The organism is Streptomyces griseoviridis (assembly GCF_005222485.1).
In the GTDB taxonomy this organism is placed as follows: domain Bacteria; phylum Actinomycetota; class Actinomycetes; order Streptomycetales; family Streptomycetaceae; genus Streptomyces; species Streptomyces hintoniae.
Genome location: NZ_CP029078.1, coordinates 5,489,805 through 5,516,560 on the forward strand (window position 1 = coordinate 5,489,805; position 26,756 = coordinate 5,516,560).

30 protein-coding genes and 2 pseudogenes are annotated in these 26,756 nt (G+C 71.4%); 22 read left to right on the forward strand and 10 right to left on the reverse strand.

Annotated elements, in window-relative coordinates:
• The first annotated feature begins 126 nt into the window (after positions 1-126).
• The 4 genes and pseudogenes from DDJ31_RS23790 (at position 127) to DDJ31_RS23800 (ending at position 2,029) form a co-directional block, all read left to right on the forward strand.
• A complete protein-coding gene (locus DDJ31_RS23790) occupies positions 127-792 on the forward strand; it encodes an RNA polymerase sigma factor (RefSeq protein ID WP_127178346.1) in 666 nt (221 codons plus the stop codon).
• Positions 789-1,019 carry a hypothetical protein gene (locus tag DDJ31_RS23795; protein ID WP_127178345.1) on the forward strand — a complete coding sequence of 77 codons (231 nt, stop codon included), beginning with the start codon at positions 789-791 and terminating at the stop codon, positions 1,017-1,019. Before DDJ31_RS23790 ends, DDJ31_RS23795 begins: the two co-directional genes overlap by 4 nt.
• Positions 1,020-1,047: 28 nt before the next feature.
• A pseudogene (locus tag DDJ31_RS40090) lies at positions 1,048-1,173 on the forward strand (DUF6980 family protein); the annotation flags it as partial.
• A 124-nt stretch (positions 1,174-1,297) separates the two neighbouring features.
• Positions 1,298-2,029: a class I SAM-dependent methyltransferase gene (locus tag DDJ31_RS23800; RefSeq protein ID WP_127178344.1), complete on the forward strand. Its 732-nt coding sequence runs from the start codon at positions 1,298-1,300 to the stop codon at positions 2,027-2,029.
• Between the two features lie 21 nt (positions 2,030-2,050).
• Here DDJ31_RS23800 and DDJ31_RS23805 read toward each other — a convergent pair whose 3' ends face one another.
• The 3 genes from DDJ31_RS23805 to DDJ31_RS23815 all read right to left on the reverse strand — a co-directional run bounded on the left by DDJ31_RS23805 (position 2,051) and on the right by DDJ31_RS23815 (position 3,481).
• Positions 2,051-2,494: a DUF2267 domain-containing protein gene (locus DDJ31_RS23805; RefSeq protein ID WP_127178343.1), complete on the reverse strand. Its 444-nt coding sequence runs from the start codon at positions 2,492-2,494 to the stop codon at positions 2,051-2,053.
• Between the two features lie 55 nt (positions 2,495-2,549).
• Positions 2,550-2,945 (reverse strand): DUF2267 domain-containing protein, encoded by a 396-nt coding sequence (locus DDJ31_RS23810; RefSeq protein ID WP_127178342.1) that lies wholly within the window; start codon positions 2,943-2,945, stop codon positions 2,550-2,552.
• Positions 2,946-3,049: 104 nt separating this feature from the next.
• Positions 3,050-3,481, reverse strand: coding sequence for an Hsp20/alpha crystallin family protein (locus tag DDJ31_RS23815; RefSeq protein ID WP_127178341.1), 432 nt, complete (start codon positions 3,479-3,481; stop codon positions 3,050-3,052).
• Between the two features lie 127 nt (positions 3,482-3,608).
• Here DDJ31_RS23815 and DDJ31_RS23820 point away from each other — a divergent pair, with 127 nt between their 5' ends.
• Positions 3,609-4,250 carry a type III effector protein gene (locus DDJ31_RS23820; RefSeq protein ID WP_127178340.1) on the forward strand — a complete coding sequence of 214 codons (642 nt, stop codon included), beginning with the start codon at positions 3,609-3,611 and terminating at the stop codon, positions 4,248-4,250.
• Positions 4,251-4,305: 55 nt separating this feature from the next.
• Here DDJ31_RS23820 and DDJ31_RS23825 read toward each other — a convergent pair whose 3' ends face one another.
• Complete coding sequence (locus DDJ31_RS23825) at positions 4,306-5,214, reverse strand: LysR family transcriptional regulator (RefSeq protein ID WP_127178339.1); 909 nt, start codon at positions 5,212-5,214, stop codon at positions 4,306-4,308.
• Between the two features lie 230 nt (positions 5,215-5,444).
• Between DDJ31_RS23825 and DDJ31_RS23830 the strand changes: the two genes are divergently transcribed.
• From DDJ31_RS23830 to DDJ31_RS23870, 9 genes are all read left to right on the forward strand, one after another.
• Positions 5,445-6,194, forward strand: coding sequence for an SDR family oxidoreductase (locus tag DDJ31_RS23830; RefSeq protein ID WP_171480892.1), 750 nt, complete (start codon positions 5,445-5,447; stop codon positions 6,192-6,194).
• A gap of 105 nt (positions 6,195-6,299) precedes the next feature.
• Positions 6,300-7,190 carry an SDR family NAD(P)-dependent oxidoreductase gene (locus tag DDJ31_RS23835; protein WP_127178338.1) on the forward strand — a complete coding sequence of 297 codons (891 nt, stop codon included), beginning with the start codon at positions 6,300-6,302 and terminating at the stop codon, positions 7,188-7,190.
• A gap of 97 nt (positions 7,191-7,287) precedes the next feature.
• Positions 7,288-8,184: an alpha/beta hydrolase gene (locus DDJ31_RS23840; protein WP_127178337.1), complete on the forward strand. Its 897-nt coding sequence runs from the start codon at positions 7,288-7,290 to the stop codon at positions 8,182-8,184.
• A 153-nt stretch (positions 8,185-8,337) separates the two neighbouring features.
• A complete protein-coding gene (locus DDJ31_RS23845) occupies positions 8,338-9,252 on the forward strand; it encodes an NADP-dependent oxidoreductase (RefSeq protein ID WP_127178336.1) in 915 nt (304 codons plus the stop codon).
• 752 nt (positions 9,253-10,004) lie between these two features.
• Positions 10,005-10,343, forward strand: coding sequence for a MerR family transcriptional regulator (locus tag DDJ31_RS23850; RefSeq protein WP_127178335.1), 339 nt, complete (start codon positions 10,005-10,007; stop codon positions 10,341-10,343).
• Positions 10,344-10,929: 586 nt separating this feature from the next.
• On the forward strand, positions 10,930-11,133 hold the full coding sequence (locus DDJ31_RS23855) for a cold-shock protein (protein ID WP_031097515.1): 204 nt from the start codon (positions 10,930-10,932) through the stop codon (positions 11,131-11,133).
• Between the two features lie 225 nt (positions 11,134-11,358).
• Positions 11,359-12,894: a DEAD/DEAH box helicase gene (locus DDJ31_RS23860; RefSeq protein ID WP_127178334.1), complete on the forward strand. Its 1,536-nt coding sequence runs from the start codon at positions 11,359-11,361 to the stop codon at positions 12,892-12,894.
• Between the two features lie 46 nt (positions 12,895-12,940).
• On the forward strand, positions 12,941-13,345 hold the full coding sequence (locus DDJ31_RS23865; protein WP_127178333.1) for a hypothetical protein: 405 nt from the start codon (positions 12,941-12,943) through the stop codon (positions 13,343-13,345).
• A gap of 48 nt (positions 13,346-13,393) precedes the next feature.
• Positions 13,394-13,705, forward strand: a complete 312-nt coding sequence (locus DDJ31_RS23870; RefSeq protein ID WP_127178332.1) for an SCO5918 family protein — start codon at positions 13,394-13,396, stop codon at positions 13,703-13,705.
• A 113-nt stretch (positions 13,706-13,818) separates the two neighbouring features.
• On the opposite strand, the gene DDJ31_RS23875 is transcribed toward DDJ31_RS23870, so the two are convergent.
• Positions 13,819-14,178 (reverse strand): hypothetical protein, encoded by a 360-nt coding sequence (locus DDJ31_RS23875; RefSeq protein ID WP_127178331.1) that lies wholly within the window; start codon positions 14,176-14,178, stop codon positions 13,819-13,821.
• Between the two features lie 326 nt (positions 14,179-14,504).
• Between DDJ31_RS23875 and DDJ31_RS23880 the strand changes: the two genes are divergently transcribed.
• Together DDJ31_RS23880 and DDJ31_RS23885 are read left to right on the forward strand one after the other, a co-directional pair.
• Positions 14,505-15,167: an RNA polymerase sigma factor gene (locus DDJ31_RS23880; protein ID WP_127178330.1), complete on the forward strand. Its 663-nt coding sequence runs from the start codon at positions 14,505-14,507 to the stop codon at positions 15,165-15,167.
• On the forward strand, positions 15,167-16,315 hold the full coding sequence (locus tag DDJ31_RS23885) for a hypothetical protein (RefSeq protein WP_127178329.1): 1,149 nt from the start codon (positions 15,167-15,169) through the stop codon (positions 16,313-16,315). Before DDJ31_RS23880 ends, DDJ31_RS23885 begins: the two co-directional genes overlap by 1 nt.
• A gap of 200 nt (positions 16,316-16,515) precedes the next feature.
• On the opposite strand, the gene DDJ31_RS23890 is transcribed toward DDJ31_RS23885, so the two are convergent.
• Entirely contained in the window at positions 16,516-17,442 is a 927-nt protein-coding gene (locus tag DDJ31_RS23890) for a L,D-transpeptidase family protein (RefSeq protein ID WP_127178328.1), read from the reverse strand.
• Positions 17,443-17,622: 180 nt separating this feature from the next.
• Here DDJ31_RS23890 and leuE point away from each other — a divergent pair, with 180 nt between their 5' ends.
• The 4 genes from leuE to DDJ31_RS23910 all read left to right on the forward strand — a co-directional run bounded on the left by leuE (position 17,623) and on the right by DDJ31_RS23910 (position 20,509).
• Positions 17,623-18,264 (forward strand): leucine efflux protein LeuE, encoded by a 642-nt coding sequence (gene leuE, locus DDJ31_RS23895; protein WP_127178327.1) that lies wholly within the window; start codon positions 17,623-17,625, stop codon positions 18,262-18,264.
• A 9-nt stretch (positions 18,265-18,273) separates the two neighbouring features.
• On the forward strand, positions 18,274-18,489 hold the full coding sequence (locus DDJ31_RS23900) for a hypothetical protein (protein ID WP_127178326.1): 216 nt from the start codon (positions 18,274-18,276) through the stop codon (positions 18,487-18,489).
• 188 nt (positions 18,490-18,677) lie between these two features.
• On the forward strand, positions 18,678-19,067 hold the full coding sequence (locus DDJ31_RS23905; protein ID WP_164784906.1) for a transposase: 390 nt from the start codon (positions 18,678-18,680) through the stop codon (positions 19,065-19,067).
• A gap of 674 nt (positions 19,068-19,741) precedes the next feature.
• Complete coding sequence (locus DDJ31_RS23910; RefSeq protein WP_127178323.1) at positions 19,742-20,509, forward strand: transposase; 768 nt, start codon at positions 19,742-19,744, stop codon at positions 20,507-20,509.
• Between the two features lie 27 nt (positions 20,510-20,536).
• Here DDJ31_RS23910 and DDJ31_RS23915 read toward each other — a convergent pair whose 3' ends face one another.
• Positions 20,537-21,181, reverse strand: a complete 645-nt coding sequence (locus tag DDJ31_RS23915; RefSeq protein ID WP_240678098.1) for a hypothetical protein — start codon at positions 21,179-21,181, stop codon at positions 20,537-20,539.
• A 152-nt stretch (positions 21,182-21,333) separates the two neighbouring features.
• On the reverse strand, positions 21,334-22,911 hold the full coding sequence (locus DDJ31_RS23920; protein WP_127178322.1) for a recombinase family protein: 1,578 nt from the start codon (positions 22,909-22,911) through the stop codon (positions 21,334-21,336).
• A gap of 43 nt (positions 22,912-22,954) precedes the next feature.
• On the opposite strand from DDJ31_RS23920, the pseudogene DDJ31_RS23925 reads away from it, so the two are divergent.
• A pseudogene (locus tag DDJ31_RS23925) lies at positions 22,955-23,176 on the forward strand (LysE family transporter); the annotation flags it as partial.
• Between the two features lie 16 nt (positions 23,177-23,192).
• On the opposite strand, the gene DDJ31_RS23930 reads toward DDJ31_RS23925, so the two are convergent.
• The gene (locus DDJ31_RS23930; protein WP_127178321.1) at positions 23,193-24,608 is read right to left on the reverse strand and encodes an FAD-dependent monooxygenase; all 1,416 of its coding nucleotides are present in this window, start codon (positions 24,606-24,608) and stop codon (positions 23,193-23,195) included.
• Positions 24,609-24,680: 72 nt separating this feature from the next.
• On the opposite strand from DDJ31_RS23930, the gene DDJ31_RS23935 reads away from it, so the two are divergent.
• Positions 24,681-25,334: a TetR/AcrR family transcriptional regulator gene (locus tag DDJ31_RS23935; RefSeq protein ID WP_127178320.1), complete on the forward strand. Its 654-nt coding sequence runs from the start codon at positions 24,681-24,683 to the stop codon at positions 25,332-25,334.
• 2 nt (positions 25,335-25,336) lie between these two features.
• On the opposite strand, the gene DDJ31_RS23940 is transcribed toward DDJ31_RS23935, so the two are convergent.
• On the reverse strand, positions 25,337-26,500 hold the full coding sequence (locus DDJ31_RS23940) for an acyltransferase family protein (RefSeq protein WP_240678402.1): 1,164 nt from the start codon (positions 26,498-26,500) through the stop codon (positions 25,337-25,339).
• Positions 26,501-26,756 lie beyond the last annotated feature (256 nt).

The following is a 26,756-nucleotide window of genomic DNA, read 5'->3' on the forward strand; positions in this document are numbered from 1 at the left end:
CAGTAACCGCACGAGCCACCCGAGTTGACCTCCCCGAACCCGGTGAGGAGACGGTATGGACACCGCGCGTGCGGACAGTGACGTTTCCGTGACGGCTGGCGCAGTTCACTGCGGAGACGTGAACGTGTGTTCGGCACGGCCCGCTCCGGGCACCTCCCGACGCCCGGAGCGCGGCCGGGCCATGGAGGGGGACCCGGCCGGGTGCAGCCGTACGACGGGGAGTTGGGCGACGCCGTGGCGCGCGCCCAGCGGGGCGACGAGACCGGGTTCGCGGACGCCTACCGGCTGGTGCAGCCGGGACTGCTGGGCTATCTGCGCGGGATCGTCGGCGACGACGCCGAGGACGTGGCGTCCGACGCGTGGCTGGAGATCGCCCGCGATCTCGGCCGTTTCAAGGGCGACGGCGCCGGGTTCAGGGGCTGGACGGCGACCATCGCGAGGCACCGGGCGCTGGACCATCTGCGCCGGCTGAAGACCCGTCCGCGCGCCGGGGCGCTCGAACCCGACGTCCTGGAACTGCCGGGCCCGCACGACACCCACGACCAGGCCCTTGAGGCGCTCTCCACGGCACGGGCCCTCGAACTGGTCCGCACCCTGCCGCCCGACCAGGCCGAGGCGGTGCTGCTGCGGGTGGTCGTCGGCCTGGACGGACCGGGCGCGGCCCGCGTCCTCGGCAAGAGCCCCGGCGCCGTCCGCACCGCCGCCCACCGGGGCCTGCGCGGCCTCGGCCGCCGGCTCGCGGCACGGGACCACGGGCCCGACGAACCCCGGACGAGGGGAGAGCCGACATGAACGACGAGCCGCGCGGCGAACCGGTGCCGCCGGAGTCCCGGTGGGCGGACGCGATGCGCGAGGGCGCCGTCGACGCGGAGGGGGTACGGCGGGCGGTGGCCGCCTTCCGGGCCGCGAGGGACGCGGGCCGCCACCGGGCCCGCACCCGGGACCGGGACGACTGGCGCCACGCCCACCACGACCCCGACCCCGAGCCCGACCAGGAGAACGACACCCCCGCCCCATGAGCCCCGCCCGACCCGACAGCCCCGCGACTGCCCGGACGCGCTGATCGACTTCGCCCTCGGCTCCCGGGAGCACGGGCTGATCGTCCACGACGGCGGCACATCGAGCGTCACCATCGGCTGCTGCCCCTGGTGCGGAAGGCGTCCGGGGGCGTAACGGGACCGGCGCCCGGACGGGGCGGAGCGGTGAAGGGGGCGCGGCGCGCTTGCCCTCGCCGCCCGGCCGCGCGTAGTCAGGTCCGCGCGGCCCGCGTCGGGCGGGCCCGAGCCGGGGAGACCGCATGGACGTGTCGTCGCGCTACCGCGAAGCCTGGGAGGGCTACTGGCGGGAGACCTCCGACGCCCCGGGCGAGGCCATCTGGGACGCCGACCCGTCCTTCTCGGCCGCGCCCCACAGCGAACTGCTGCTGCCGCACGCCGACGCCTCGCTGCCGGTGGTCGACCTCGGGTGCGGCAACGGCACTCAGACCAGGTACCTCGCGGGCCGCTTCCCCCGGGCGATCGGGGTGGACCTCGCCCAGGCGGCGATCGACCACGCCCGGCGCGCCGACCCCGAGGGCGTGGCGGAGTTCGAGCGGCTCGACCTCGTCGACCGTGACGCGGTGGCGGCGCTGCACGAACGGATCGGTGACGCCAACGTCTACATGCGGGCCGTCATCCACCAGAGCGACGCCGGGGACAGGCCCGCGGTGGCGCGCGCCGTGGCCACCCTGATCGGCTCCCGCGGCCGGGCCTTCGTGACGGAACTGACCCGCGCCGCCAAGGACGTCCTCCAGCGGGCGATGCGGGAACCCGACGGCCCGCCCGAGAAACTGCGCCGGGTCTTCGCGCACGGCCTCAGACCGGCCGACGCCGAGGACACCGAGACACCGGAGCTGCTGCGCGCGGCGGGCCTGACCGTCCTGGCCTCGGGCGCCGCGCCCCTGCCGCAGACCGCCCACCTCACGGACGGCACCCGCATCGAACTGCCGGCCCACTGGTACGTCCTGGCGGGGCGCGGAACGCCGTCGTGAGGCGGGCGCTCCCGCCCTCGGCTACGCGGCGCGGGTGAGTTCGGCCCGGCCGAACAGCAGGGCGTAGCCGGCGGGGAGTTGGTGGAGGACGCGGGTGACGAGGTCGGGGCCGGCGTGGGCGGCGACGGCGCTGAGGACGGACCCGGTGTCCCAGCGGGTGGTGGCGAGGGAGGCGCCGGTGCGGGAGGCGAGGTCCTTGACGAAGGCCCAGCCGGTCAGCGGCTGGGGGGCGGGGATCTGCGCGGTCAGGACGCGTGCGGCCTCCAGCGGCAGGCAGGCGGCGAGATCGACTCGTTCGTCCCCTGTCAGCTGGCGTCCGAGCCCGGCGAGGACGAGGCGGACGGCTTCGTCGGCCCGTTCGCGGGTGGGGTAGGCGCCCTCGTAGCGGACCTTCTCCAGCATCTGCTCGTACGCCGTCCCGTACGGCTGCTGGTGTTCGAGCGGTACGCGCGCGTCGGAGATCACTGCGGTGCATGCCTTTCGTGGAGCTGGGGGACGGGTGCGCCGGCCCCGGTCTTGGTCAGGTGGGCTGGGGGCGGCCGAAGAGGAGGTCGTAGCCGGCCGGGAGCTGGAGCAGGATCTGCCCCGTCAGGTCGTCGCCCGCCGCGTCGGCGACGGTGGACAGCACGGCACTGACGTCCCATGTCGCCGTCTGCTCGGTGGCGCCCTCGATCCAGGCGGCGGTCGCGCGGACGAACCGCTCGGGCGACAGGGGTTCGGCGCTCTGCAGCGGGTTGAGCAGGATCAGGGCGAAGCCCTCCGGCAGGCGGGCCGCGAGCTGGGCGCGGACCTCGCCGACCAGGTGCGCGCCGAGCAGGGCGAGCACCACGCGGGCCGCGCGCTCGGCCTCTTCCACCGTGCCGTACTCGCCGCGCTCCCTCACATGGCCGAGGAACGCTTCGCGTCGCAGAGGCATGGGGACCGCCACCCCTTCGTGTTTCCGCGGATGTCCGAGGGAGTGCGGAGGACAGACAGGGTGAGGGGGTCAGGTGCCTGTCCTCCGCACTATTCCAGCCGGTGTCAGCCGGAGATCTCCTTCTGGCCCGAGCCGACGCCGACGGAGATCCTGCGAGGCTTGGCGCGCTCGGCGATCGGGATGCGCAGGGTGAGCACACCCGCGTCGTAGTCGGCCTTGATGCGCTCGGTGTCGAGGGTGTCGGCGAGCACGATCTGGCGGGAGAAGACGCCCAACGGCCGCTCGGACAGCTCCATCTGCACGTCGTCGGCCTTCGCGACGGGGCGGCGCTCGGCCTTCACGGTGAGCATGTTCCGCTCGACGTCGATATCGATCGCGTCCGCGGAGACACCGGGGAGATCGAAGGCCACCACGTACTCGTCGCCCTCGCGGTAGGCGTCCATCGGCATCGCCGACGGCCTCGACCAGGTGCCGGGTCCCATCAGCTGCTGTGCCAGCCGGTCCAGCTCACGGAAGGGGTCAGTGCGCATCAACATCGTGAAAACACCTCCAGCGGGTTCGGGCAGTTGCTGCCAATGCGCTGCACTGACACCGTTGTAGCATGTCATCCAATGGATGACAAACATGGTGTCGTCCAGATGATGACAACCGAGGGAGGTGTCGGTGACCACAGCCGACCAGCCGTCCATGACCAGCACGGACGCCCACAGCCCGGCGTCTTTCCTCGCCGCCGCGGCGGCCCTGAACGCCATCGACGACGCCCTGCACGACGCCCATCGGGACTCCCAGGACCCGCCCGACGGCCCCGGACCGACGCCGGGGCCCGAACAGGCGCTGGCCTCACTGCTGCTGCTGCGCCAGGTGCGCGAACAGCTCGCCGGATGGGAGACCGGCCTGATCGAGACCGCCCGCGACGCCGGCGCCAGCTGGGCCGACCTCGCCCATCCCCTCGGCGTCGCCAGCCGCCAGGCCGCCGAACGCCGGTACCTGCGGGGCCGCCCCGGCCCGGCGGGGACCACCGGCGAACAGCGCGTGACGGCCACCCGCCAGGCCAGGGCCGCCGAACGCACCACCGCCGCCGGGGCCCGCGCCAACGCCGCCGACCTGCGCCGCGTCGCCGGGCAGATCACCTCCCTCACCGACCTGCCCGCCGCCGCGCGCCGCCCGCTCGACAGGCTCCTCGCGGCTCTCGCCCACGACGACCCCGCCGACCTCATCGCCCCCCTCGCCGCCACCCGCCCCTACCTGGCCGCAGACCACCCCGACCTCGTCGCCCGGCTCGACACCCTCACCGCCGCCCCCTGAGCCGGCGCGGGCCGCGCCACCCCCGTGCCGCCCACCCCCGCGCGCCGCGACGGCGCTACGCGGCCGGCCCGGCGAGGACCTCGCGGACGCTGTCGCGCAGCCAGCGCTGTGCCGGGTCGTCGTCGAGCCGGGGGTGCCAGGTCATGTGGTAGCGCAGCGGGGGGATCTCCTGCGGCGCGGGGCTGGTGCGCAGTGCCGGGTCGGACGCGTGCTCGGCGGCGATGCGCCGGGGCAGCGTGGCGATCAGGCGGGTTCCCGGTAGGGCCAGGGGCGCCACGGAGTGGTAGGGCACCGTCAGCCCGGCCCGGCGCGGTGTGCGGCGCTGTTCGAGCAGGTCGTCGATGGCGGTCTGCCGGCCGCCGACGGTGGCGACGATCACGTGCGTGGAGTCGAGGTAGTCGTCCAGCGTCAACTGCTGCCGGTCGGCCAGCGGGTGGTCCCGCGCCATGACGCACACGAACTCGTCGTCGAACAGGTGCTCGGAGCGCAGGCCGGGCGCGGCCTTCCTGGTGGCGTAGAACAGCAGGTCGACCAGACCGTGGTCGATGTCCTCGAAGACGCCGTCGTACCACCTGCCGAAGTGGAGGGTGGAGCGCGGCGAGCCCCGGAAGAGGCGCTGGAAGAGGGCGGGTACGAAGACCGACGCGTAATCGGTCCCGGCGATCCGGAACCTCTCGGACGCGTTGGCCGGGTCGAAGGTCTCCGGCGCGAACAGCGTCTCCAACTGCGGCACGACCGCGCCGAGTTGACGCTGAATGCGTGCGGCGCGCGGGGTGAGCTGGTACCCGCTCGGCGTGCGGACCAGCAGTTCGTCGCCGAAGGCGTCCCGCAGCCGCCGCAGGGCCCGGCTCATCGCCGGCTGACTCATGCCCGCCAGCTCGGCGGCGCGGGACACATGCCGCTCCGCCAGCAGGGCCGACAGCGGGCCGAGCAGGTTCAGGTCCGCCCGTTCAATATGCACCATACGCATATTCTAGATATCAGAGATTCATTAGACAAATAACTCCTGTCTGGCGGAGGGTGACGTCACGGGCAAGGACGGCGCGGGGCAGGACAGAACCTCCACGACCTCCGAAGTCCGTCCCATTCCGACCAACGACGAATTCCGCCCGGCGACGCATTCCGACTGACGACGAATGTCGACCGACGGCGAATGTCGACTGGCGGCGAATTCCGACCAGCAGGGAGAAGAAGATGACGGACGCAGCGCACGGAACGCGCAGGGTCGCGCTGGTGACCGGCGGATCGGGCGGGATCGGCAGCGCGGTCGCCCGCCGGCTCGCGGACGCGGGCATGGCGGTCGCCGTCCACTACGCCGGGGCCTCGGCGCGGGCCGCCGAGGTGGTGGAGTCGATCACCGCGGCCGGTGGCACGACGTTCGCCGCACCCGGTGACATCGCCGAACCGGAGGCGATGACGCGGGTGTTCGACGCCGCCGAGCAGCGCTTCGGCGGGGTCGACGTGGTGGTGAACACCGCCGGGATCATGCTGCTCGCGCCGGTGGCCGACACGGACCTCGACACCTTCGACCGGATGCACCGCGTCAACGTCCGCGGCACGTTCGTCGTCTCGCAACTCGCCGCGCGGCGGCTGCGCCCCGGCGGCGCACTGATCAACTTCTCCACCTCGATCACCCGGCTCCAGCAGCCGACCTACGGCGCCTACGCGGCCACCAAGGGCGCGGTGGAGGCGATGACGCTGGTCCTCGCCCGCGAGCTGCGCGGCCGGGACGTCACCGTCAACGCCGTGGCCCCCGGGCCGACCGCGACCCCGCTCTTCCTGGAGGGCAAGAGCGCCGAACTGGTCGAACGGATCGCCGCGGCCTCCCCGCTCGGACGCCTCGGCACCCCCGAGGACATCGCGAGCGCGGTCGCGTTCCTGGCCGGCCCCGACGGCCGCTGGATCAACGGCCAGGTGATCTTCGCCAACGGCGGCGCCGCCTGACGTCCGCGTGCGGGACGGCACACCGCCTCCCCTCGGGCACACCGCCCCCCCGGCACCCCTCCCCCTTCCGACACCTCTCACCTCACCCTCGACGGAGAAGACCCCATGTCCACTGTTCTCATCACCGGTGCCGCCACCGGAATCGGCAACCTCACCGCCAAGGCGCTCGCCCGCGCCGGGCACCGCGTCCACGCCACGATGCGCTCGCCCGAAGGCCGCAACGCCCCGCGCGCCCAGGAGCTGCGTGACATCGCCGCCGCCGAGGGCGTCGACCTCCGCGTCGCCGAACTCGACGTGTCCTCGCAGGAATCGGCCGACGCCGCCGTCGTCGCGGTGCTCGCCGACGGCGGCGACCTCGACGTGGTCATCCACAACGCCGGTCACCTGCTGGTCGGTTACGTGGAGGCGTTCACCGCCGAGGAGATGGCCCACCTCATCGACGTCAACACGCTGGGCGTGCAACGACTCAACCGCGCCGCCCTGCCCCACCTGCGCCGGCGCGGCAGCGGCACCCTGCTCTACGTCGGCAGCACCACGTCCGTCACGACACCGCCCTTCCTCGGTCCCTACGTCGTCTCCAAGGCGGCGATGGACTCGCTGGCCCTGGTCACCAGCTACGAGGTCGCCCCGCTCGGCATCGAGACCGTGATCGTCATGCCGGGCGCCTTCACCGAGGGCACCGACCACTTCCCCAAGGCCGGCCGGGCCGCCGACACCGCCGTGGCCGAGGCGTACCAGGCCCTTGACCCGCTGGTCGCCCGGAACGAGGAGGCCACCGCGAGCCTCTTCACGCCCGGCACGCACGCCGACCCCGTCGTCGTCGCCGAGGAGATCACCCGCATCCTCGCCCTGCCCTACGGCGAGCGCCCCTTCCGCAGCGTCGTCGACCTCACCAACTCCTCGGTCGAGCAGGCCAACGACGCCGTCACCGAGGCCCGCACCGACTTCGTCCGCCGCATGGGCTTCGGCGAGGTCCTGGAACTGCGCCGCGCCTGATCCCCGCCGCCGAGCCACCCCCCCGAACCCACCGCCCCCAGAACCCACCATCCCCAGAACCCGCCACCCCCCGACCTCTTGGACAAGCGAGATCACCATGACCGAATCCGGGCTCGGCGCCGTCGTCGACCTGCTGCGCGCCTCACCGCTCGACATGGGCGGCGACCCCCGCGCCATGCGCCTCGTCTTCGACGAGATGATCGCCTCCCACCCGGTCCCCGAGGACGTGCGCACCACGGCCGAGCGGCTCGGCGGCGTCCCCGCCCTCGCGGTCACCGCGGGCGACGCCGAGCCGTCGGGGACGGTGCTGTACTTCCACGGCGGCGGCTACGCCCTGGGCTCCGCCGCCGCGAGCGTCAACCTGGCCGCCGACATCGCCCGCCGCTCCCGAACCACCGTCCACACCGTGGAGTACCGGCTCGCACCGGAGAACCCCTTCCCGGCGGCCGTCGACGACGCCCTCGCCGCCTACCGCGGACTGCTCGAACGGGGCGTCCCGGCCGAGACGATCACCGTGAGCGGCGAGTCCGCGGGCGGGGGACTGGCCCTGGCCCTGCTGGTGGCGCTCAAGGAGTCAGAGCTGCCGCAGCCGGCGGCCGCCGTCGTCCTCTCGCCCTGGGCCGACCTCACCCAGTCCGGCCGCAGCCACCGCACCAAGGCCGCCGTCGACCCGGCACTGACCCGCCGGGCGCTGACCGTCCGGGCCGACGACTACCTCGCGGGCGCCGACCCCCGCTCGCCCCTCGCCAGTCCCCTCTTCGCCGACCTGCGCGGACTTCCCCCGCTGCTCGTCCAGGCCGGAACGTACGAGGTGCTCCTCGACGACGCCCTCCGGCTGGCCGCCAAGGCCGCCGACGACGACGTGGCGGTCACCTTGCGGACGTTCCCGGGCGCACCCCATGTCTTCCAGGGCTTCGCCGCGGTCGTCGCCGAGGGCGCGCGGGCGCTGGACGACGTCGCGGCCTTCCTGCGCACCCATCTCGACGGCCGGTAGACCGGGCTGAGCGAGCCGGGTACCCGCACCGGCCGGACGCCCTGGCCCGTCGGACCGACCTCCGACCCGAACCGACCTGACCCGACCTGATCCGAACCCACCTGATCCGACCTGATCCGAACCGACCTGATCCGATCCGAAAGGCAGGACCCCGTGCGAGCCGTCCGCTTCCACCACTACGGGGACATCGACGTGCTCCGCGTCGAGGACGTCGAACAGCGGGCGCTCCGACCGCACGACGTCCTGGTCAGGATGCGCGCCGCGGGCATCAACCCGGGCGAGGCCAAGATCCGCACCGGTGCCCTGCACGAGCGGTTCCCCGCGTCCTTCCCCTCCGGACAGGGCAGCGACCTGGCGGGCACCGTGGTGGAGACCGGTTGCGAGGTCACCCGGTGGCGGGTCGGCGACGAGGTGCTCGGCTGGTCCTGGGAACGCTCCAGCCACGCCGAACTCGTCGTCGTCCCCGACGGGCAGCTCGTCGCGAAGCCTGAGGGCCTCGCCTGGGAGACGGCAGGCGCCCTGTACGTGTCCGGCAGCACGGCCTGCGCCGCCGTCGCGGCGGTCGTCCCCGCGCCGGGCGAGACCGTCGTCGTCACCGCCGCCACGGGAGGGGTGGGGAGCATCGCCGTCCAACTGGTCCGCCGGGCCGGCGCGCACGTGATCGCCGTCGCCTCGCCACGGCACGGTGACTGGCTGCGCGCCCGGGGCGCGACGGTCGTCCCCTACGGCGAGGGCGTCGAGGACCGCCTGCGCCGGACCGCCGGGCCGGCCCCGTCCGGGTTCCTCGACTTCCACGGCGGTGACTACGTCCGGCTCGGCCTCGCCCTCGGCGTCGCGCCCGCCCGGATCAACACCATCGACTACGGCGCCGCCGCCGCGTGCGGGACGCGATCGGACGCGAGTGCCGAAGGCTCCACCCCCGGGACCCTCGCCCGCCTCGCCGGCCTAGTGGCCGAGGGAACCGTGCGGGTTCCCGTCAGCGCGGTCCACCCCCTGGAAGAGGTGCGGCAGGCGTTCCGGGAACTCGAACACGCCCATCCGCTTGGCAAGATCGTGCTCACCTCCTGAGCCGGGGAAGCCGTGAGGCGCGCGCCGGCGCCGACTATCTCTCCGCCCGAGCCACAGAAATCTATGTCGGCCGGAGTAGACATTGGGTGGCGGTGTGGGTATGGTTTCTCTCGTAGCCAAGGAGACAGCAGAGCCCGGCAGAGACGAACTGCCGGGCAGCAGTACCGCAGTCGCAGGACGGTGCGGTGGTGGAGTGTCGAAGCCAAGATGGATGCAGGACGGCGACGGGACTGACGACCGGACCGGGTGGCCCGCAGTGATCAGGGGCCGCCGCGAGCAGTACCGCAGTTCACGCAGGAGCAGTACCCAGCAGTGAGGTGAGCAGTACCTCGGTGAAGGCGTCGGCTGCGGACGCGCGCACCGGGAGGTTCGGTAGTGGGGTTCCAAGCCGGAGCAGACGCAGGACGGGCGACGGGGCTGGCTGCCGAAGAGCGGTGCTGTGACAGGCCGCTGAGCAGTTCGCAGGAACAGCAGTAGGCAAGTGATCGATCCCAGAGGGAAGAACGGAGGAGCACAGCGCCATCAGGATCGCCCGGGTGGAGTGTTGAGCCCGGGTACCGCAGGACATCGATAGTGAGGTGGTCTCCGGTCAAGCAACCGCGATCCCCGCGGCTCCGACAGCTTCCAGGTCGGGACAGCGGACACAGTAGGCCGGCGTTGTACCAGAGCCGGTAGATGGTGTAGCAGTTCCTTCGGGGCTTGGGTGCCGCATGGCACCCAAGCCCCTCCACGCGTTGCGCAGAGAGGTGCAAATGACAGCAGACGACTCCTTCGGCCGTCTCGACGACGACGACTATCCCGCCTACACGATGGGCCGGGCCGCCGAGATGCTCGGTACCTCGCAGGGCTTTCTCCGCGCCGTCGGCGAAGCCCGCCTCATCACCCCGCTGCGCTCCGAGGGCGGCCACCGCCGCTACTCCCGGTACCAGCTGCGCATCGCCGCCCGCGCCCGGGAACTCGTCGACCAGGGCACCCCCATCGAGGCCGCCTGCCGCATCGTCATCCTTGAGGACCAGCTCGAAGAAGCTCAGCGCATCAACGCCGAATACCGCCGCGCCGCCGCCTCGGGGAACTCGACGACCGCAGGCTGAGGCGGCCCGGCCCCGCCCGTGCGCGGAGCGCACCGCGGGCCGGGCCCCGGGCCTCGGCGCAGTCGCGTGATGTCCCGCCCGTGATCACCCGGACCCGGGCAGGGCCGACGGGCGGTTCGGGCCGCGCTCCCACCGGGACCGGCCCGCGCGGCACACGACGACGCGAGTCCACCGGTCACCGTTCACCGCTCAAGGGATCACCGGCAGTTTCCCCCCGTGGTCCCACGCGATTCGATGTCCGCGTGCGCGTGCCCCCGAGCCCTGGGCGACGGCCGCTCCTGCGGCAACACTGCGGCGCGGGTGGGGCAATATCTGTCACCGCCGGACGAAGGTTAAACAGACCGCGCGGACAGCGTGTTTATCGCAGTGAACTCATGGGCGCTATCGTCCGTACACGGGCCACTGCCGCGTGCTACTGTCGATCTCAGTTGCAGTTGTGGTTCCCAAAATCTTCAACGCTCACGCAGGCATTCAGTCGCGGGAAGCGTTTTTTATTTCCGGTTGTTCTCCGGGCGGGGCATCATCGCGGCGACCCGGGCCCGCGCATCGCGGGTTCCGGCGTACAGCCCCGACAAGGAGATACGACATGGCGTCCGGCACTGTGAAATGGTTCAACGCGGCCAAGGGCTTCGGCTTCATCGAGCAGGACGGCGGAGGCGCCGACGTGTTCGCGCACTTCTCGAACATCGCCGCCCAGGGCTTCCGCGAGTTGCTGGAAGGCCAGAAGGTCACCTTCGACATCGCGCCGGGCCAGAAGGGCCCGACGGCCGAGAACATCGTTCCCGTCTGACGCCGACACGCACTTCGTAGCTGGGGCCCGCATCCCTCGGGGTGCGGGCCCCAGCTGCGGGGTTTTCTCCTGGCGCCACCTCATTTCATCGCCTGCGCCCCGCACCCGTTCACCGCATGGCGAATTCCCTTTCGCATTCCATTCCGGCCCGTTCTTGTGATTCCCCGCGCTGATCTTCCGCAGCGGGAATTCCTTGATACGTGCCGTATCGAGGAAGGTTCTTACATGAACCCCACACGTACGAACGACCGCACCTCCCGTACCCGCCGCACCGGCGGCCCCGCTTTCGGTTCCACCGCCGGTTCGGGCCGGGGCAGCCGCTACGGCTCGCCCGCCCCGAGCCGCTCCGGAGGCCCGAGCCGTTCCGGCGGCCCGAGCCGCTCGGGCGGCTACGGCCGGCGCTCCGCCGCGGTCTCGGGGGAGTTCGCCCTGCCGAAGACGATCACCCCCGCACTGCCCCCGGTCGAGGCGTTCGCCGACCTCGACATGCCCGCCCAACTGCTCGCCGCGCTGACCGCGCAGGGCTTGAGCGTCCCGTTCCCGATCCAGGGCGCGACCCTGCCCAACACCCTCGCGGGCCGCGACGCCCTGGGACGCGGGCGCACCGGCTCCGGCAAGACCCTCGCCTTCGGCCTGGCCCTGCTGGCCCGCACCGCCGGCCTGCGCGCCGAGCCCCGCCAGCCGCTGGCCCTGATCCTCGTCCCGACCCGCGAGCTGGCCCAGCAGGTGACCGACGCGCTCACCCCCTACGCCCGCTCGGTGCAGCTGCGCCTGGCCACCGTCGTCGGCGGCATGTCGATCAGCCGGCAGGCCAACGCGCTGCGCGGCGGCGCCGAAGTCGTCGTGGCCACGCCCGGCCGGCTCAAGGACCTGATCGACCGCGGTGACTGCCGGCTGAGCCAGGTCGCGATCACCGTCCTTGACGAGGCCGACCAGATGGCCGACATGGGCTTCATGCCCCAGGTCACCGCACTCCTCGACCAGGTGCGCCCCGAGGGCCAGCGGATGCTGTTCTCCGCCACCCTCGACCGCAACGTCGACCTCCTGGTCCGCCGCTACCTCACCGACCCGGTCGTGCACTCCGTCGACCCGTCCGCCGGCGCGGTCACCACGATGGAGCACCACGTGCTGTACGTGCACGGCGCGGACAAGAACCGGACGACCACCGAGATCGCGGCCCGCGACGGCCGAGTGATCATGTTCCTGGACACCAAGCGCGCCGTGGACAAGCTCACCGACCACCTGCTGGCGAGCGGGGTGCGGGCCGCCGCACTGCACGGCGGGAAGGCCCAGGGGCAGCGCACCAGGACCCTGACGCAGTTCAAGACCGGGCACGTCACCGTGCTCGTCGCCACGAACGTCGCCGCCCGCGGCATCCACGTCGACAACCTGGACCTGGTCGTCAACATCGACCCGCCGACCGACCACAAGGACTACCTCCACCGCAGTGGCCGCACCGCGCGGGCCGGCGAGTCGGGCAGCGTCGTCACCCTGGTCACCCCCCAGCAGCGCCGCGACATGAGCCGTCTCATGACCGCCGCCGGGATCGTGCCCCAGACCACCCAGATCCGCGTCGGCGAAGAGGCCCTGACCCAGATCACCGGTGCCAGGGAGCCCTCCGGCGTCCCCGTCACGATCACCGCGCCGGTGGCCGAGCGGCGCAAGCGCGGCAGCGGCGCCTCACGCGGCCGCCGCAGCCCCGCCTCGGCCGCCCTGCGCAGGTCCGCACGGCAGAGCTCCTTCGACGCGGCGGCGGCCTAGAGACGTCATGCTCCGGAAACTGGCCCACCACTGCAGGAGGCACCTTTTGACGCTGGTTCAGCTGCGGCTCCGCCCGACGAACGCCGTCCCCGCACAGAGGACCGCGCCGGACGCCATGGACACGGGCGCCCTGCGGGTCTGGGACGACATGACCGTCGAAGTCGCCCTCTCCGTCATGGCGGGCGCCCGCACCGGGTACCTGTTCATCTGCGACGACGACGGCCTCTGCACCCGACTGGTCACCCACGACCAGCTCACCGCGGTCCGTGACAGCCCCGCGTACACGGACCGGGTCCAACTGCGCGACCTCCTCGGCGGCGGCGGGCCGTTCACCTCACCCGTGACCACGACCGCCCAGGCCGAGCACCCGGCCCAGAGCCGCAGGCCCGCCGCGACACCGGCCGTCGGGGACCAGGACGGCGCTCAAGGCGTCCTCGCCCTCACCCACTGACCGCCTCACCGCGGTGGAACCCTCCCCTCCTTCTCCCTGTGAGGCGTCATGCGCTGTGTCATCGCCCGCTTCCCGTTCGACCTCACCAAGAGCGGCGTCCTCGAAACCATGAAGGGCGTCAAGCCCGAACAGGTCGTCGGCGAGTCCGTGATCATCGGCCGCCGCACCTACCCGGTCATGCAGGTCGGGCAGGTCATCACGCGCCAGGACCGCCGCGACTTCAGCGCCGGTGAGGTCCTCCGGGCCATGACCCGGCTCGGCTTCACCTGCCCCGGCCTCCGCCGGGCCGCCGCGCCCGAGCGTGCCCTCACCCCGTTCCAGCGGGCCGCCGCGCTCCTCGGCGCCCCTGCCGCCGTCTGACCGACGGACGGACGCGAGCCGCCACCCGCGCAACGAGTGAGGGTCCGACCGGCAGCCGCAGGTCGGACCCTCACCGCGTCGCCGCGCGGTCCGTCACCGCGCGGCGTCGGGTCTCACTGGTCGGAGTAGCTGAAGTCGCCCACCGTCCAGGCGCTGACGTCATCGATCGCCACGCGGTACATCCCGCCCGTCTCCGGGATGCCCAGCGTGCCCTGCAGGATCCGCGCCACATGGAAGTGCAGATGCGTGGGCGCCTTCTCCCCGTCCGTCGTGGTGGTGAAGACGGCGGAGAACTCGGTGAGGCGGGCCGAGTCCGCCAGGACCTCGGACACCCGCTGCCGCCAGACGGCCTCGGGAGCCAGGCGACCCGTGATGACAGCACCACCGGTGACCACGGTCAGCGTCATCTGGTTGCTGTGCCCGGACTCCACCAGGGCAGCGACGTCAACAAGCAGTTGGTCAGGCTTCGACATGAGAAGCGATTCTAGTCAACGCCGCACGGTCCGCCCGAGTGGTCGGCGCCGGTGCGGCCCGCGGAGCGGACACCGCGACAACGGCCGGGGCCGCCACCCCCCACAGGAGAGGCCCCGGCCGTCGCGCGGTACGGGCCGCGCGGCGGCCCGTACTCTCTTCAGCGTCCTGAGTGCGTTTTCTGTCACACCCCGGCCGGTCGCGAGGGGGGCGGACATGGACGAGCAGCGGTTTCAGGTCGTAACGTGCCTTTCGCGCCGGGTGCGGGGTGAGGATTGTCTCTCCGGGCACCGGCGCTACCGTCCAACTGACGACTGAGGAATCACGGGTGCTGGGGGACGACGCGGAGTTGACCGCCGCGGTGCTTGCGGCGCAGGACGGGGACGAGACCGCGTTCCGGACGGTGTACCGGTCGGTGCACCCGCGGCTGCTGGGCTACGTGCGCACACTGGTCGGCGACCCGGACGCCGAGGACGTCGCGTCCGAGGCCTGGCTCCAGATCGCCCGCGACCTGGAGCGGTTCAGCGGCGACGCCGACCGGTTCCGCGGCTGGGCCGCCCGCATCGCCCGCAACCGCGCCCTCGACCACATACGGATGCGCGGCCGCCGTCCCGCCATCGGCGGTGACGAGACGGAACTGACCGGCAGGGCCGGGCGGTCGGACACGGCGGGCGAGGCCATCGAGGCCCTCGGCACCGACCGCACCCTCTCCCTGATAGCACGGCTGCCGCAGGACCAGGCCGAGGCCGTGGTGCTGCGGGTCGTCGTCGGCCTCGACGCCAAGACCGCCGCCGAGACGCTCGGCAAACGCCCCGGCGCGGTCCGCACCGCCGCCCACCGCGGGCTGCGCCGGCTCGCCGAACTGCTCGGTGCCGATCCGGAATCGGCCGGCGTGCTCGACGCGCTGCCGCCCCAGCGAGAACCCCGTGACCGCGCGGTGACGTCCCCGAGTGTGACGCATACGCGCGCGCGGACGCAGAAGGACATGTGATGGCCGACGAGCAGTTCAGGTGGCTCGACCGTGCGACGGCGGAGATCCTGCTGCGCGGCGAGTCCCTCGAAGCCGTCCCCGACGACACGCGTGACCAGGCGGAACGGCTCGCGAGGACGCTGGAGTCGCTGACCGCGGAGCCCGCCAAGCCCGGCGCCGAACTCCCCGGCGAGGCAGCCGCGTTGGCCGCCTTCCGCGCCGCACGCGCCGACCGTGACCAGGCCCGCGACCGCACGGCCGGGCCCGCGCGCACCCGTTCCTCCGACGCCGGACTGGTCCGCATCGGCGGCCCCGAGCGGAACCCGGGCCGGCCGCGCTGGAGCAGGCCGGTGCGGCTCGGGCTCACCGCCGTGCTGGCCGCCGGGATGGTCGGCGGGGTCGCCGTCGCCGCCACCAGCGGGGTGCTGCCGACGCCGTTCATCCGCGACGATCCGAGCCCGGCCGCCTCCGTCTCGGCCGCCGCCACTCCCGAACGCCCCCTCGGGTCGCCCTCCCCGAAGGGCGTCCTGCCCGGCGAACCCACCCCGGGTGAGCCCACCGCGGCGACCCCGGGCGACGACACCCGCGACCGGCCCCCGGGCGGGCAGGCGTCCGGCGACGACAGCACCCCGGGCCGCTGGAGCGGCGCCCCGGCCGCCTGCCGCGACGTCCGCGACGGCAAGGAACTCACCGCCGACCGCCGACGGGCCCTCCAGGGCGCGGCCGGCGGCCCGGGGCGGGTGCGGTCCTACTGCCGGACGGTCCTCACCGGCGCCGGTGGTACCGGTGGTACGGGTGGTACCGGCCACGACAGCGAGGGCGGCGGGCAGGGCCGCCCCGGAGCCGGCGGCGAGGGCCAGGGCGACCGGCCGGGCGGCAAAGGCGGCCAGGGCGAGCAGAGCGACGACGAAGGGCACCACATAGCCCCGGGCGGCAAAGGGGACGGGGACGGCGGCAAGGGGAGCGGTGACGGATACGGCTCCGGTCACGGTCAGGGAGCCGGGTACGGGCACGGCCACGGACACGGACACGGCCGCCACCGTGGCGGCGTCGACCATGACGGCGACCGTGACGGCGACGGCCAGGGAGGCCGCCGTCACACCGACGGCTCGACGGACCTGACCCCCACCTACCGCGCCCTCAAGTCTGCTTCCGCGAAAAGCCTCTGACCTGCGGTTTCTCCCTCGCGTTCGGTGTGCTGGAAAAAATCTTCCCCCAGGGTGTGACGTTTTCGGCCGCTCCCGCGCAGTACTGAGTGAGCCGACTGGTCATCGGCCGTCGCACAGAGCCGGGGTTCCCCCCGTACTCACGGCTCGTGCAACCGGCGCGGGCGGGACACGTTCCCCCGGTCCCGTCCGCGCCCCACTCCTCACCGGTGCACGACGACCCTGTCGCCGTCCCGCACCTGCCCGTACAGCGCGGCGATCGCCGCCTCGTCACGGACGTTCACACAGCCGTGCGAGCCGCCCGCGTAGCCCCGGGCCGCGAAGTCGTTCGAGTAGTGCACCGCCTGGCCGCCGCTGAAGAACATCGCGTACGGCATCGACGAGTCGTACAGCGTCGACCAGTGGTTGCGGGACTTCCAGTAGACGTGGAACACGCCCTCCCTGGTCGGTGTCCCCGTCGCGCCGAACCGCACGGCCATCGTCGAGACGGTCCGCCCGTCGACCATCCAGCGCAGCGTCCTGCTGGTCTTGTCGATGCACAGCACCCGCCCGGTCAGACAGCGCGGGTCGGGCGGGCCGGCCGGCTGGCCGCCCATCAGATACAGGTCCCAGGTGCCGGGTTCCCGGCTCATCCCGACCAGCCGCCGCCAGGTGACGGTGTCCACGGCGCCGGTCCTGGGCAGCCCGCGCTTGCCCTGGAAGCCGCTGACGGCCCGCTCGGTCAGATCGTCGTAGGTCCCGGTCGGCCCGTCGAACAGCCACTGCGTCTGGCGCAGCCTGGCCTGCAGCTCCCGCACCCCGGGACCGCTGTCCCCGCGCCGCCACAGGACGGCGGCGGGCGCCGCCGGGAGGGTCACGGCGGGCGGCCGGGTGGCGGGCGACGACGGCACGGGGGCGACCGGGGTCGGCGGGGCGGCCGGGGTCGGTGGAGCGGCCGGGGTCGGTGTGGTCGGTGGGGTGGCCGGCCGGGTCCCGCCCGGGAGTTGGATGTGCACGGGGGAGCGCGCCTTGCCGTCGCCGCCACCGCCGTCGACCGGTTGGACGGTGCAGCCGCACAGGACGGTCAGGGCCGCGACGGCGGTCAGCGCCCCCGGGGCGGTTCGCCTTGTCCTCATGCCGGTGGTACGCATTGCGGACTCCCTCGTCTCACCGATGGCCCTGCCGGGCACCACGGTCACTTCGGTCACCACGGATGGTGCCCACCGACGCCGGGCCCCGAACGGCCGCGCGCCGGGCACGCGTGTGCGTGCCGTCGGCTTCTCGCGCACGGGCCTGGGGGAGTGTCGTACCCGCGTGCGACACTTCGTCGCATGTTCGGCGTCATCGACCTTCCCACCTATCTGGCAGGACTCGTACTGATCGTCCTGCTGCCCGGCCCCAACTCCCTCTACGTGCTGTCCGTCGCCGCCCGCAAGGGCGTCCGCACCGGGTACACCGCCGCCGCGGGCGTCTGGTGCGGGGACACCGTGCTGATGACCCTGTCGGCGGCCGGCGTCGCCTCGCTGCTCCAGGCGAACGCGCTGCTGTTCGGGATCGTGAAGTACGCCGGCGCCGGCTATCTGACCTGGCTCGCGATCGGCATGATGCGGGCCGCCCGGTCGATGTGGCGGACCCGGCGCGACCGGATCGAGCAGGAGGCCGCGCCGGCCGAGGCGGACGAACGGCCGTTCAGGCGGGCGCTGGTGGTCAGCCTGTTCAACCCGAAGGCGATCCTGTTTTTCGTGGCCTTCTTCGTGCAGTTCGTTTCGAAGTCCAACCCGGTCGTCGGCTTCCTGACCTTGGGCGTACTTGCCCAGGCGGCAAGCGTGTTGTACCTGTCCGCGCTCATATTTGGCGGGTCTCGTCTGGCTGCCGCGTTCCGCCGCCGCAGGACGCTCAGCGCAGGGGCCACCTCGGCGGCCGGGGTGCTGTTCCTCGGTTTCGCCGTCAAGCTGTCGCTGGCCAGCGTCTAGGGGGTTGGCATGACTCAGCTTGACGATGCTGCGGCCGCTTTCACGCGCATGAGCCTCCAGGAGCAGGAGGAGGCACTGGGAGCCCTCGGCGTGCCCAAGCGGCCCCCGAAGGGGCCCGCGGGGGCCTCCAAGGTCACCCCGTTCTCTGCCCTGGTCGGCACCCCGAGCAGGCGGAAGCGTCAGGCGCTCACGGTGAAGGCCGTGAGCGGCCCCGAGGGCCCCTGAAGCCCCAGCGGCTGCGCTGCCCCCTTGGCTCCGCCACGCCGGTTTACCCGACCACGCGAATATTGCCGTTGCCGCACAGGGCTCGTAACAGGATCTTGGTGAGAGGCCCTGGTCGGGCGTGACCGGTGTGACGATCCAGCCGTTCGTAACGCTGTGAGTACTCGGCCGTGGAACGTGGACGACGACTTGTGGGCACTCCTCTCAAGGTCATCACGACCGCGGCAAACGTCAACGACGTCACCCAGCCCCTCGCCCTGATCGACGGCGTCCCAGTCGTGGCCAAGTGGCCAGGCCGTCGCCCCGACTCTCTGCTCGGCGACAAGAGCTACGACTCCAACCCTCACCACGAGGAGCTGCGCAAACGCCGGACCCTGCCGGTCATCTCCCGCAAGGGCGCCCCGAACAGCAAGGGCCTGGGCAAGCTTCGCTATGTCGTCGAGCAGACCTTCGCCCTGCTCCATCAGTTCAAGCGTCTCGCCGTTCGCTGGGAACGCCGAACCGAACTCCATGACGCCTTCGTCTCATTGGCCTGCGGCCGCATCTGCCGGAGGCGGCTTCGCAAGCCCACGAACGGCTGACCGTTGCAGGTCGGCCGTGGCCCCAGCGGGCTGCTTCAGAGCGTTGGTACTCTCCGCGTCCAGGGCGATGCAGGGGGGATGATCGTGGGAGCAGAGTCATCGAGTCTTCCGCGCGGCCGGCTCGGTGGAATTGGCTCCGGTGCCCTCATTGGCGGGCTGACCGCAGTGGTGACCATTACTGCGACTGCACGGGCATGGACTGCTTGTGACATCGGCGTCAACGCAGCAGCCAACGGCATGACTTTGCTGTTTCTCACGCCTCTCATTTGGATCGCCGCCGCGGTTCCGTGGGTGATCCTGCACAACACCCTCGGAAGACGTCATCGCAGGACAGCCCTGATGGCAGGCCTCATCTTCACCTTGTGGTTCACATGGTTCCTTGTCACATGGCTCGGGATGCCGGACTCCTACCCCGCCCCGCTTTGCCCGGACAACGTCCCACCCTGGTGGCCGAGCTTGATCCCGGCATAACTCCGGCATGGTTGGTGAACAACCCTGGCACCAGCAGCGGCAACCCACTCAGCAGCGCCCCCGACCTGCCTCTTCACGCCAGCAAGATCGTGTTACGAGCCCTTACGGAGCTTCGCTCTACGGGCCTCTACGGCGTCCGCGTACCGGTCCAGGTTGCTAAGGGCTGTCCCGCAACTGCTGGTCACGGGTGAGATGATCTTGGTGTGGCTGGTGTGATCACGGCATCAGAGCCGTCTTGGATACGTCCGTTCACTGGACTGAGCCCGCGCTGCTTCGGCAAGTTGGTGACCGCGGTGAAGCGCGAGAGCGCAGCCGAACCACGGACGGGGCGTCCGTGGGGCCTGTCACTTGAGGACCGTATTCTGTTGGTCGCGGCCTACTGGCGCACCAACTTGACCACGCGCCAACTGGCCCCGTTGTTCGGGATTTCGAAGTCGGCTGCTGACCGGATCATCGACCGCATTGGCCCTCTGCTGGCCTTGCCGCACCGACGCCGGTTCGCGAGGGGCACTGTGCTGATCGTGGACGGGACGCTGGTGCCCACCCGCGATCACGCGGTGGCCGAGCAGTCGAAGAACTATCGGTACTCCACCAATCACCAGGTCGTCATCGATGCCGACACTCGCCTGGTCGTTGTGGTCGGACGGCCGCTGCCGGGCGACCGGAACGGCTGCAAGGCGTGGGAGGAATCGGGGGCAAAGACAGCCGTCGGCCGGACGACCGTGATAGCTGATGGCGGCTATCCAGGAACCGGATTGATCATGCTGCACCGCCGCACGCAGGGCGAGGAACTACCCGCCTGGAAGCGGGAGCACAACCGCCCACACAAGCAGGTCCGTGCACGAGTGGAGCACGTCTTTGCCCGGATGAAGACCTGGAAGATTCTCCGCGATTGCCGACTCAAGGGCGACGGCGTCCACCACGCCATGCGCGGCGTCGCCCACCTGCATAATCTCAACCTTGCTGGATAGGACCGTGGCCGTACTCAGGCAGGTCGCTCACCAGCGTCCGCCAGCGGAAGGCGCGGCATGTGCCGCGGCCACTGCGCGCCCCTGTTCCACCACAGCGGCCCGGAACGCTTCCAGAAGGACGCATCCGGGATACGTCCCAAACGCTCCATACTTCCAGCGGTAGTAGCACGACCAGTAGCTCACCACGCGCCGCTCCGTGCGCGCGAAGAAGGCCGGATTCCGAGCGATGAACTCCCCATAGAGGCGGCGCTGGGCCGAGCCCGGGACCGTGAGCCCGGGAAGCCCCCGGCCGATCGCCTCAAGGATCTCCAGCACGTATTCGCCGGCCAACTGCACCACGAACGGGACCACCCACGGCTCGCCCGACGCCACCATCTGCTCGAGGTGCCGCTGGCGGACCCAGCCATCGTGGTGTCGGGAGTACAGGCAGTGCAAAATCACCTGCTGGGTTTCGGCCAGGGGACGCCCCAAGTCGGCGCCGGGCTCCTCGTTGTAGATGCGCGACGGGATGGCGACGGTCTCGCCCTGCACCTCGACCTCGAAGGGCGTCATCGGCGCGAGCCTGGCCTCCGGCATGACCGCTAGGACACTCTGCACGTCACCGACAAGACGCGTCGGAAACGCGGCCACCAGGGCATGGGCGACGTTCGAAGGATCCCGAGGCAGCTGCACAACAGGAGGATAGGCGGCGAACCTCTCGGTCTCTCAACCGCCCGCCTCAACGTTGCGGGACAGCCCTTAGGGATCGGCGCACGGTCCCGGCGCTGACAGGGGGCGTATGCGTGTTGTAACCGTTGTCTTCGCGCGGAGTGCAGGCGTGTGGGCTAACTCCAGGTGCTGTCCATTCTGATCAACCGCTTCTTGATGTCATGCGGAATGATCAACTTTCCCAGTAGTTCCCCATCGTCCTGCCTTCCGAGCTCGAAGGTAATTCCAGAACTCAGTAGGTCCTTTTCCATGGCCTCTACGCCGCCGGTCTCCCAATGCTGCCTGTACGTTACGCCGGTGCTTTCGTAGATCCACCTATCCTTTGTGGAATCCGGGTCGATCTTCGTCAAGTCGTTCATGAGAGCAGCTAGCGTGCTCTCTGCTTTCTCGCGAATGAATCCGACCTTGTCGAACTTTCCACCGGGCTCCAGACCGGACATGTAGGAGGCGATGGACTCTTCTAGCCTCTTCCGCTCTCGCCTGTTCTCTTCGCCTCTCGCGTACTCGCGGCGGATCACCTCGAAATCCCCCAGCGCTTCGAAGACGGCCTGTGCCAGAGCCGAGTACACATGCTCAGGATCTAGTGTCACGAATCCCGGCTTCCGGCATTCGGGGCACCGCAGGTATCGGTACTCCTTCACTTCACCGGCGGAAAGTGTCTTGTAGCTGTTTGTCTCGTTAACGTTTCTTCCGCACCGGTGTTTCATGACGCCGAGGAACCTGGTCGGACGACGGTTCTTCTCATGGTGCCGCCTGTTCTTCGCGCGGGTGGCGAGTGCCGCTTGAACGCCTTCGAATTCCTCGCTAGTCAGGATCGGCTCATCGGTGACTCTGATTTCCTGGCCCTGCTTGTCCAGTACCGGCGTAGATTTGTAGGTAGTCGCCTTCACTCCGCCCTCGGTGCGAATCCCTTTGACGGCAGGGTTCCTGAGAATCCTGAGGACCTGCCGATTATTCCATTTCCGGTCGCTGTAGGTTGGAACCTTGGCTCTGTCCAGGACCTTGGAGATTCGGTTTGCCGGAACCCCTCGCATTGCAGCGTGGTACATGTAACGCACCGCTCGCGCTTGCTTGGGCTCCTGTACGAGGCGGAGTTTGCCGCCCACCCTGGCAGTCTTGTATCCGTACGATGGCTTGCCGATCCGCCATTGGTCCTGGTGCTTCGTGTATTCCCAGTGTGACGATACGCGAGTCTTGGTGTTGGCGGTTTCAATCTCTGCAACTGCCGCAATGAAAGTCACCATCGCCTGAGCCGCGGGGGATGACAGGTCCAGGGTGTCATTGAGGGAAATCAGATTCTTCCCGAATTTCTTGCACCACTTGATGACCTCATGTAGGTCAGAAATGCGCCTGATGAATCGGTCCAACTTCCAGAACAGAATCAGGTCGAACTCGGGGATGCGGTTGTTGAGCCAGTCCCCGAGTTCCTTCCGCTCCCAAGGTGCTTTCTTGGTTGCGGACACTCCAAGGTCCCTAGCCACACCGACAACTCTCACGCCCTCGCGGATGGCATGGCGACGGAGGTCAAGTTCCTGCCTGGCGGGGGAGGTTGTGTCCTCCGTGAGGATCGACAGACGTACCGACAGGAGGCCACGGGGCGCGTCCTCCGGTAAGGCGTCGTTCCTGGCCTGGAGGTCGGCCAGCTCTGCCAGTTCCTCAACGGTCCACTCGGGAGCGGTCTTGGTGGCGGTCATGGGCGGGAGCGTACCGGCAGTTTGATTTTGGAACGTTCTTCAGCAGTTCGTCGACCCCGCGTACGCCTACCCGGCGCTGTCGTTCGTCGTTCTCGGGGCGTTCGCGCAGGCGGCCAGCTTCCTGTATCTGAGCGCGCTGATATTCAGCGGGACCCGTCTCGCCGCGGCCTTCAGGCGCCGCAGGCGGCTGTCCGCGACGGCCACCTCGGCGGCCGGGGTGCTCTTCCTCGGTTTCGCCGTGAAACTGACACTGGCCAGCGCCTGACCGGCGGCCCGGTGGCTCAGGGCGCGGCGCGCAGTCCCGCGCCCGCCGCGTGCGCGGCCAGGCCCTCCGCCGTGTCGCCCGCCCACGCCAGGTAGCCGTCGGGGCGCACCAGGAGGAGCCCGGGGCCGTACCCCGCGGGCGCCGCTCCCGTCACCACCCGCACCGGTGCCCCGGCGAGGTCGGGGGCCGGGGTGTCCAGCGCCAGCAGGGTCCAGTGCGGTCCGCGGAACGCGTCGAAGAGGCGGACGCCCGCCACCGTGCCGTCCGGCGCCCGGTCGCCCGCGCGGACTCCCGCCGGGGCCCGCCTGGTCTCCCGGGTGAGCGACGAGTCGCGGTAGCCGAGGCCCAGTTGGCGGGTGGCCGCGCCGCGCCGCACCTGGCCGTGATGCACCCCGGTCGACAGGCCGAGCACGCCGGCCGCGATCGGCCGCCGCTCCTCCTCGTAGCTGTCGAGCAGCGCGGCGGGCGCCTCGCCCGAGACCACAGCGGCCAGCTTCCAGCCCAGGTTGTAGGCGTCCTGGACGCTGGTGTTGAGGCCCTGCCCGCCGGCCGGTGAGTGGACGTGCGCCGCGTCTCCCGCGAGCAGGACCCGGCCGTCGCGGAAGCGGTCGGCGAGGGCCGCTCGGGGCCGGAAGTCGGAGGCCCAGCGGACCTCGGTGACGTCCTCGGCGGCGAGGTGCGAGCGGTCGGCGATCAGCGCGCGGACGCCGTCGGCGGAGACGTCGACCGCGTCGCCCTCCGGGAACCGCGCGGAGACCTGGAAGTCGTCGGTGCCCGCGAGCGGGGAGAGGGCGAGGAAGTCGGCGCCGTCGCCGCGCGGCGGGAAGACGTGCCAGTGGTCCCGGCCGAGTCCGGTGATCCGGACGTCCGCGACCAGCATCGGGTACGGGTCGACGCTCTCGCCGGTCATCGGGACGCCGAGCGCGCGCCGCACCGTCGAGCGCCCGCCGTCGGCGGCGACCGCGTACCGGGCGCGCAGGGCGGTGCCGTCCGCGAGCGACAGGGTGACACCGTCGTCGTCCCGCGTCAGGCCGGTGACCTCGTGGCCGAAGGCGATCCGGCCGCCCAGCTCGGCCAGCCGCCCGGCCAGGATCTCCTGGGTCCGCCACTGCGGGACCATCCACGGCTCGGGGTAGGGGGAGTCCTCGCCCGCCTCGGCGGGGTCGAACATCCGGTGCTCGCCCGCCGGTCGGCCGTCCCGCCAGAACAGCTGGGTCGGGTACGGGCCGCCGGCCGCGCGGATCGCGTCGACGACCCCGAGGTCGTCGAAGACCTCCATCGTGCGCGGCTGGATGCCCTTGCCGCGCGAGCCGGGGAAGAGGCCGGCCGCCTTCTCCACCACCAGCGCCGCCACCCCGCGCCTGGCCAGGTCGATCCCGAGGGCGAGCCCGGTCGGCCCGGCGCCCACGATCACCACGTCCGTCGTCACCATGATCCACACTCCTTAACGTTGTTAAGTCCCGCAGCTCACGAGGGTGCCCTTAACGCTGTTAAGCTGTCAAGCGTGAGCACGGAACGACGCACCCCCCTCGACCGCAAACGGGTCGCCGACACCGCCCTCGACCTGCTGAACGAGGCCGGACTCGACGGCCTCACCCTGCGGGCCATCGCCAAGGAACTGGACGTCAAGGCGCCCGCCCTCTACTGGCACTTCAAGGACAAGCAGGCGCTGCTCGACGAGATGGCGACGGAGATGTACCGCCGGATGTGGGCGGACGTCCCCCTCGACCCCGCCGACACCTGGCGGCAGCGGCTCCTGAAGACCAACCGCGGGCTGCGCGCGGCCCTGCTCGGCTACCGCGACGGCGCCCGCGTCTTCAGCGGCTCCCGCTTCACCGGCGTCGACCACGCCGAACAACTGGAGGAGACCCTGCGCCTGTTCACCGCCGCCGGCTTCACCCTGCCGCGGGCGGCCCGCGCGATCACGACGGCCTACCTGTACACGCTGGGCTTCGTCACCGAGGAACAGGGCGTGCGGCCGCTGCCCGGCGAACGCCGTGACGGCTACGACCTCGACGAACGGGCCAGGAACCTGGCCGACTTCCCGCTGGCGGCGGCGGTCGGGGCGGAGATCTTCGACGACTACGACCGCCACTTCGAGGAGGGCCTCGAACTGGTCCTGGCCGGAGTGGAGTCCCGCTACGCCGGACCCGGCTGAGGTCAGGCGGCGGGCCGCGCGGTTGCCGTGTCCCGCCGGGCGACGGGCGCCAGCAGGGCCCGCCGCAGCCGTGGCCCGAACGGTCTCTCCACCGCCCGGTGCAGCAGCCACGCCAGCGCCAGCAGGGCCGCCACCGCCACCACCAGGGTCACCGCGGCGGACAGCCCGAGACCGCCGTGCAGGGCGCGCACCAGGGGCCAGCCCAGATGCTCGTGCACCAGGTAGAACGGATACGTCAGCGCGCCCGCCGCCGTCAGCCACGGCAGCTCCGCCCGGCGCGGCCGGGCCAGCGCGACCGCCGCCACCGCGGCGAAGCCCAGCGTCACCACCAGGACGATCCCGGCGGCCGTCCGGTGCGAGAACGCGTCCGCGTGCGGCGGGCGCCACAGCGCGGCGACCGCGTGGTGCTGCCCGATCAGCCAGCTCACGGCGACGACACCCCACGCGGGCACGTCCCGCCGGTCGCGGTGGACCAGGTAGAGGCCGATGCCCCCGACGAAGAACGGCGCGTACGCGGGCATCACCACCGCGTCGAGGAGCGGCGCCCGCACGCCCCCCGCGAGCGCCGCCGCCAGCGTCCAGCCCGCGCAGAACAGCAGCACCCGGCGCCGGTCGACGCCGGGCGCCACCACCAGCAGCGCGAACAGCACGTAGAAACGCACCTCGGCCCAGAGCGTCCAGCAGACCCCGAGCACCCGGTCGGCGCCCAACGGCTGCTGGAGCATCGTCAGGTTCACCAGCGCGTCGCTCGGTGAGACCGCCCGCGCGGCCGTCACCGGCAGCGCGGAGACCACCGTCACCAGGACGACCGCGGCCCAGTAGGCGGGCAGCAGCCGCCCGGCGCGGGAGGCCAGGAAGGTCTGCGCGGTGCGGCCCCAGCCGCTCATGCAGATCACGAACCCGCTGATCACGAAGAAGACCTGGACACCGAGACAGCCGTAGGCGAAGTAGGTGTGCAGGACCGGGAACTGACGGGCGGGCGAGGAACCCCAGGCCCGGGAGACCTCACCGCCCCGACCACCGAGGTGGTAGACGGCCACCATCAAGGCGGCACCCAGCCGCAGCCCGTCCAGGGCCCAAAGCCGGGGGACGGGCGGAACGGATGGGACGGATGAGACGGATGGGCCGACTGCGGGTGAGGGGGTGGAGAGGACTGGAGGGGTGATCGAGGGCGCGGAGACGGCAGTGGTGGAAGCGGTGGTTGCGGATGCTGCGGCAAGAGCGGCAACAGCGACGCCAGAGGTCGCTGTGGGCGCTGTGGGCGCTGCGGTCACTGAAGCCGGTGAAGCCACTGAAGCCGCTGAAGCCACTGAGCCCGAGGAATCAGTCGGGTCGGGAGGGACGGGCTCGGGATCGGGCTCGGTGCTGGTCATGGCCGTTTCGGTCACGCCGGTGTCCCTCGCAGTGCGCGGTTCGTCCTCC